Origin of the sequence: Isoptericola sp. NPDC056573 (assembly GCF_042793335.1) — a bacterium.
In the GTDB taxonomy this organism is placed as follows: Bacteria; Actinomycetota; Actinomycetes; order Actinomycetales; family Cellulomonadaceae; genus Isoptericola.
This window is the reverse complement of sequence record NZ_JBHTUY010000026.1, coordinates 1-4,672: the sequence shown is the minus strand read 5'-3', so window position 1 is coordinate 4,672 and position 4,672 is coordinate 1. Positions and strand designations below refer to the sequence as shown.

Annotated in this window: 14 tRNA genes and 3 rRNA genes; all 17 read left to right on the top strand. The window is 52.9% G+C overall.

The features are described 5' to 3' along the window. Positions 1 to 565: ribosomal RNA gene (locus tag ACFQ8E_RS21845) — 23S ribosomal RNA — on the top strand; the annotation flags it as partial. A gap of 135 nt (positions 566 to 700) precedes the next feature. Then, a 5S ribosomal RNA gene (gene rrf, locus ACFQ8E_RS21840) occupies positions 701 to 816 on the top strand. Between the two features lie 14 nt (positions 817 to 830). Next, positions 831 to 907 (top strand) — tRNA-Met (locus ACFQ8E_RS21835). Between the two features lie 3 nt (positions 908 to 910). Then, positions 911 to 986 (top strand) — tRNA-Asp (locus ACFQ8E_RS21830). Between the two features lie 41 nt (positions 987 to 1,027). Next, positions 1,028 to 1,103: transfer RNA gene (locus tag ACFQ8E_RS21825), tRNA-Phe, on the top strand. A 9-nt stretch (positions 1,104 to 1,112) separates the two neighbouring features. Next, positions 1,113 to 1,188, top strand: a tRNA-Thr gene (locus tag ACFQ8E_RS21820). Positions 1,189 to 1,198: 10 nt separating this feature from the next. Next, a tRNA-Lys gene (locus tag ACFQ8E_RS21815) sits at positions 1,199 to 1,274 on the top strand. Positions 1,275 to 1,282: 8 nt separating this feature from the next. After that, positions 1,283 to 1,357: transfer RNA gene (locus ACFQ8E_RS21810), tRNA-Glu, on the top strand. 5 nt (positions 1,358 to 1,362) lie between these two features. Then, positions 1,363 to 1,438: transfer RNA gene (locus ACFQ8E_RS21805), tRNA-Val, on the top strand. A gap of 8 nt (positions 1,439 to 1,446) precedes the next feature. Continuing rightward, positions 1,447 to 1,530, top strand: a tRNA-Tyr gene (locus tag ACFQ8E_RS21800). An 11-nt stretch (positions 1,531 to 1,541) separates the two neighbouring features. Then, a tRNA-Gln gene (locus ACFQ8E_RS21795) sits at positions 1,542 to 1,613 on the top strand. Positions 1,614 to 1,662: 49 nt separating this feature from the next. After that, positions 1,663 to 1,737: transfer RNA gene (locus tag ACFQ8E_RS21790), tRNA-Gly, on the top strand. Positions 1,738 to 1,751: 14 nt separating this feature from the next. Continuing rightward, positions 1,752 to 1,837: transfer RNA gene (locus tag ACFQ8E_RS21785), tRNA-Leu, on the top strand. A 9-nt stretch (positions 1,838 to 1,846) separates the two neighbouring features. Further along, positions 1,847 to 1,923, top strand: a tRNA-Arg gene (locus tag ACFQ8E_RS21780). A 27-nt stretch (positions 1,924 to 1,950) separates the two neighbouring features. Continuing rightward, positions 1,951 to 2,027: transfer RNA gene (locus ACFQ8E_RS21775), tRNA-Pro, on the top strand. 7 nt (positions 2,028 to 2,034) lie between these two features. Continuing rightward, positions 2,035 to 2,110, top strand: a tRNA-Ala gene (locus ACFQ8E_RS21770). 104 nt (positions 2,111 to 2,214) lie between these two features. Beyond that, positions 2,215 to 4,672 (top strand): 23S ribosomal RNA (locus ACFQ8E_RS21765); the annotation flags it as partial.

The window sequence follows — 4,672 nt, the reverse complement described above, 5'->3', positions numbered from 1 at the left end:
AAGGGAGCTTGACTGCGAGACCTACAAGTCGAGCAGGGACGAAAGTCGGGCTTAGTGATCCGGTGGTTCCGCATGGAAGGGCCATCGCTCAACGGATAAAAGCTACCCCGGGGATAACAGGCTTATCTCCCCCAAGAGTCCACATCGACGGGGAGGTTTGGCACCTCGATGTCGGCTCATCGCATCCTGGGGCTGTAGTCGGTCCCAAGGGTTGGGCTGTTCGCCCATTAAAGCGGTACGCGAGCTGGGTTCAGAACGTCGTGAGACAGTTCGGTCCCTATCCGTCGCGGGCGCAGGAAATTTGAGAGGAGCTGTCCTTAGTACGAGAGGACCGGGATGGACGCACCGCTGGTGTACCAGTTGTTCTGCCAAGGGCATCGCTGGGTAGCTATGTGCGGACGGGATAAGTGCTGAAAGCATCTAAGCATGAAGCCCCCCTCAAGATGAGATTTCCCATACCGCAAGCTAGTAAGATCCCTGAAAGATGATCAGGTTGATAGGTCTGAGGTGGAAGTGTGGCGACACATGGAGCTGACAGATACTAATCGATCGAGGACTTAACCATATTTTTGAATGATGTCACACCTGTTATCTAGTTTTGAGAGAACACCTCTCTAAGAGCGGAAAAGGTAAGGAAACTCCGCTAAGGGCTCTCACATCCTGTGAGAAACGCCCAGTACCTTCATCCTGAAGGCATTTGTTTGGTGGCGATAGCGAAGAGGTCACACCCGTTCCCATACCGAACACGGAAGTTAAGCTCTTCAGCGCCGATGGTAGTCGGGGGTTTCCCCCTGTGAGAGTAGGACGCCGCCAAGCATTACTTTTATCATCGCGGGGTGGAGCAGTTCGGTAGCTCGTCGGGCTCATAACCCGAAGGTCGCAGGTTCAAATCCTGTCCCCGCAACCAAATGGTCCCGTGGTGTAGTGGTTAACATGCCTGCCTGTCACGCAGGAGATCGCCGGTTCGACCCCGGTCGGGACCGCCACTTTTGTTTATACCACCATTAGTGGTTTTATATATAGTTTTGGCTCGGTAGCTCAGTCGGTAGAGCAGAGGACTGAAAATCCTCGTGTCGGCGGTTCGATTCCGTCCCGAGCCACCATTTTTTTATGCCGACTTAGCTCAATTGGTAGAGCAACTGACTTGTAATCAGTAGGTTGGGGGTTCAAGTCCTCTAGTCGGCACCACTTTCAAAATGAGCCATTAGCTCAGTTGGTAGAGCATCTGACTTTTAATCAGAGGGTCGAAGGTTCGAGTCCTTCATGGCTCACCACTTTTTATGGCCCGTTGGTCAAGCGGTTAAGACACCGCCCTTTCACGGCGGTAACACGGGTTCGAATCCCGTACGGGTCACCACTTTTGGAGGATTAGCTCAGCTGGGAGAGCACCTGCCTTACAAGCAGGGGGTCGGCGGTTCGATCCCGTCATCCTCCACCATATATGTCGGAGGGGTAGCGAAGTGGCTAAACGCGGCGGACTGTAAATCCGCTCCTTCGGGTTCGGCAGTTCGAATCTGCCCCCCTCCACCATTCTTAATTAATGGGCTATAGCCAAGCGGTAAGGCAACGGACTTTGACTCCGTCATGCGTTGGTTCGAATCCAGCTAGCCCAGTCTCACTTTTTATATCAACTGCATATAATGTATTAAGTCCATTAAAAATGCGGAAGTAGTTCAGTGGTAGAACACCACCTTGCCAAGGTGGGGGTCGCGGGTTCGAATCCCGTCTTCCGCTCCAACTATACCATCCACGCCGGGGTGGTGGAATTGGCAGACACACAGGACTTAAAATCCTGCGGTAGGTGACTACCGTGCCGGTTCAAGTCCGGCCCTCGGCATTATGTTTTGCGCCCGTAGCTCAATTGGATAGAGCGTTTGACTACGGATCAAAAGGTTAGGGGTTCGACTCCTCTCGGGCGCGCCATATCTGTTAATAGAATAGATAGGAAATCGGGAAGTAGCTCAGCTTGGTAGAGCACATGGTTTGGGACCATGGGGTCGCAGGTTCGAATCCTGTCTTCCCGACCATTTTCATGGGGCCTTAGCTCAGCTGGGAGAGCGCCTGCTTTGCACGCAGGAGGTCAGCGGTTCGATCCCGCTAGGCTCCACCAATTGAAACAATCACGTTGTGATTGGGACAACTTGTTCCTTGAAAACTAGATAATAGATAGAAGGCAATTAATTTTTTCAAAGCATCAGTAAGATCTTTTTTAACGGTTAAGTTAGAAAGGGCGCACGGTGGATGCCTTGGCACTAGGAGCCGATGAAGGACGGGACGAACACCGATATGCTTCGGGGAGCTGTAAGCAAGCTTTGATCCGGAGATTTCCGAATGGGGAAACCCACCACTCGTAATGGAGTGGTATCCATATCTGAATTCATAGGATATGAGAAGGCAGACCCGGGGAACTGAAACATCTAAGTACCCGGAGGAAGAGAAAGCAAATGCGATTTCCTGAGTAGCGGCGAGCGAAACGGAACTAGCCCAAACCAAGAGGCTTGCCTCTTGGGGTTGTAGGACATTCTATACGGAGTTACAAAGGAACGAGGTAGATGAAGAGGTCTGGAAAGGCCCGCCATAGGAGGTAACAGCCCTGTAGTCAAAACTTCGTTCTCTCCTGAGTGGATCCTGAGTACGGCGGAACACGTGAAATTCCGTCGGAATCCGGGAGGACCATCTCCCAAGGCTAAATACTCCCTAGTGACCGATAGTGAACCAGTACCGTGAGGGAAAGGTGAAAAGCACCCCGGAAGGGGAGTGAAAGAGATCCTGAAACCGTGTGCCTACAAGTAGTCAGAGCCCGTTAACGGGTGATGGCGTGCCTTTTGTAGAATGAACCGGCGAGTTACGATCCCGTGCAAGGTTAAGCAGAAGATGCGGAGCCGCAGCGAAAGCGAGTCTGAATAGGGCGCATGAGTACGTGGTCGTAGACCCGAAACCAGGTGATCTACCCATGTCCAGGGTGAAGTTCAGGTAACACTGAATGGAGGCCCGAACCCACGCACGTTGAAAAGTGCGGGGATGAGGTGTGGGTAGCGGAGAAATTCCAATCGAACCTGGAGATAGCTGGTTCTCTCCGAAATAGCTTTAGGGCTAGCCTCAAGGTAAGAGTCTTGGAGGTAGAGCACTGATTGGACTAGGGGCCCCTACCGGGTTACCGAATTCAGTCAAACTCCGAATGCCAATGACTTATCCTTGGGAGTCAGACTGCGAGTGATAAGATCCGTAGTCGAAAGGGAAACAGCCCAGACCGCCAGCTAAGGTCCCAAAGTATACGTTAAGTGGAAAAGGATGTGGAGTTGCTTAGACAACCAGGATGTTGGCTTAGAAGCAGCCACCATTTAAAGAGTGCGTAATAGCTCACTGGTCGAGTGACTCTGCGCCGAAAATGTACCGGGGCTAAACGTATCACCGAAGCTGCGGACTGTTCTTCGAACAGTGGTAGGAGAGCGTTCTAAGGGCTGTGAAGCCAGACCGGAAGGACTGGTGGAGCGCTTAGAAGTGAGAATGCCGGTATGAGTAGCGAAAGAGGGGTGAGAATCCCCTCCACCGAATGCCTAAGGTTTCCTGAGGAAGGCTCGTCCGCTCAGGGTTAGTCGGGACCTAAGCCGAGGCCGAAAGGCGTAGGCGATGGACAACAGGTTGATATTCCTGTACCACCTCCTCACCATTTGAGCAATGGGGGGACGCAGGAGGATAGGGTAAGCGCGGTATTGGATATCCGCGTCCAAGCAGTTAGGCTGGGAAATAGGCAAATCCGTTTCCCATAAGGCTGAGCTGTGATGGCGAGCGAAATATAGTAGCGAAGTTCCTGATTCCACACTGCCAAGAAAAGCCTCTAGCGAGGTGAGAGGTGCCCGTACCGCAAACCGACACAGGTAGGCGAGGAGAGAATCCTAAGGTGATCGAGAGAACTCTCGTTAAGGAACTCGGCAAAATGACCCCGTAACTTCGGGAGAAGGGGTGCTCTGTTAGGGTGCAAGCCCGAGAGAGCCGCAGTGAATAGGCCCAGGCGACTGTTTAGCAAAAACACAGGTCTCTGCGAAGCCGTAAGGCGAAGTATAGGGGCTGACGCCTGCCCGGTGCTGGAAGGTTAAGAGGAGCGCTTAGCGTAAGCGAAGGTGCGAATTGAAGCCCCAGTAAACGGCGGCCGTAACTATAACGGTCCTAAGGTAGCGAAATTCCTTGTCGGGTAAGTTCCGACCCGCACGAAAGGCGCAACGATCTGGGCACTGTCTCAACGAGAGACTCGGTGAAATTATAGTACCTGTGAAGATGCAGGTTACCCGCGACAGGACGGAAAGACCCCGTGGAGCTTTACTGCAGCCTGATATTGAATGTTGGTACAGCTTGTACAGGATAGGTAGGAGCCTTGGAAACCGGAGCGCCAGCTTCGGTGGAGGCATCGGTGGGATACTACCCTGGCTGTATTGACCTTCTAACCCGCCGCCCTTATCGGGCGGGGAGACAGTGTCAGGTGGGCAGTTTGACTGGGGCGGTCGCCTCCTAAAGTGTAACGGAGGCGCCCAAAGGTTCCCTCAGAATGGTTGGAAATCATTCGTAGAGTGCAAAGGCATAAGGGAGCTTGACTGCGAGACCTACAAGTCGAGCAGGGACGAAAGTCGGGCTTAGTGATCCGGTGGTTCCGCATGGAAGGGCCATCGCTCAACGG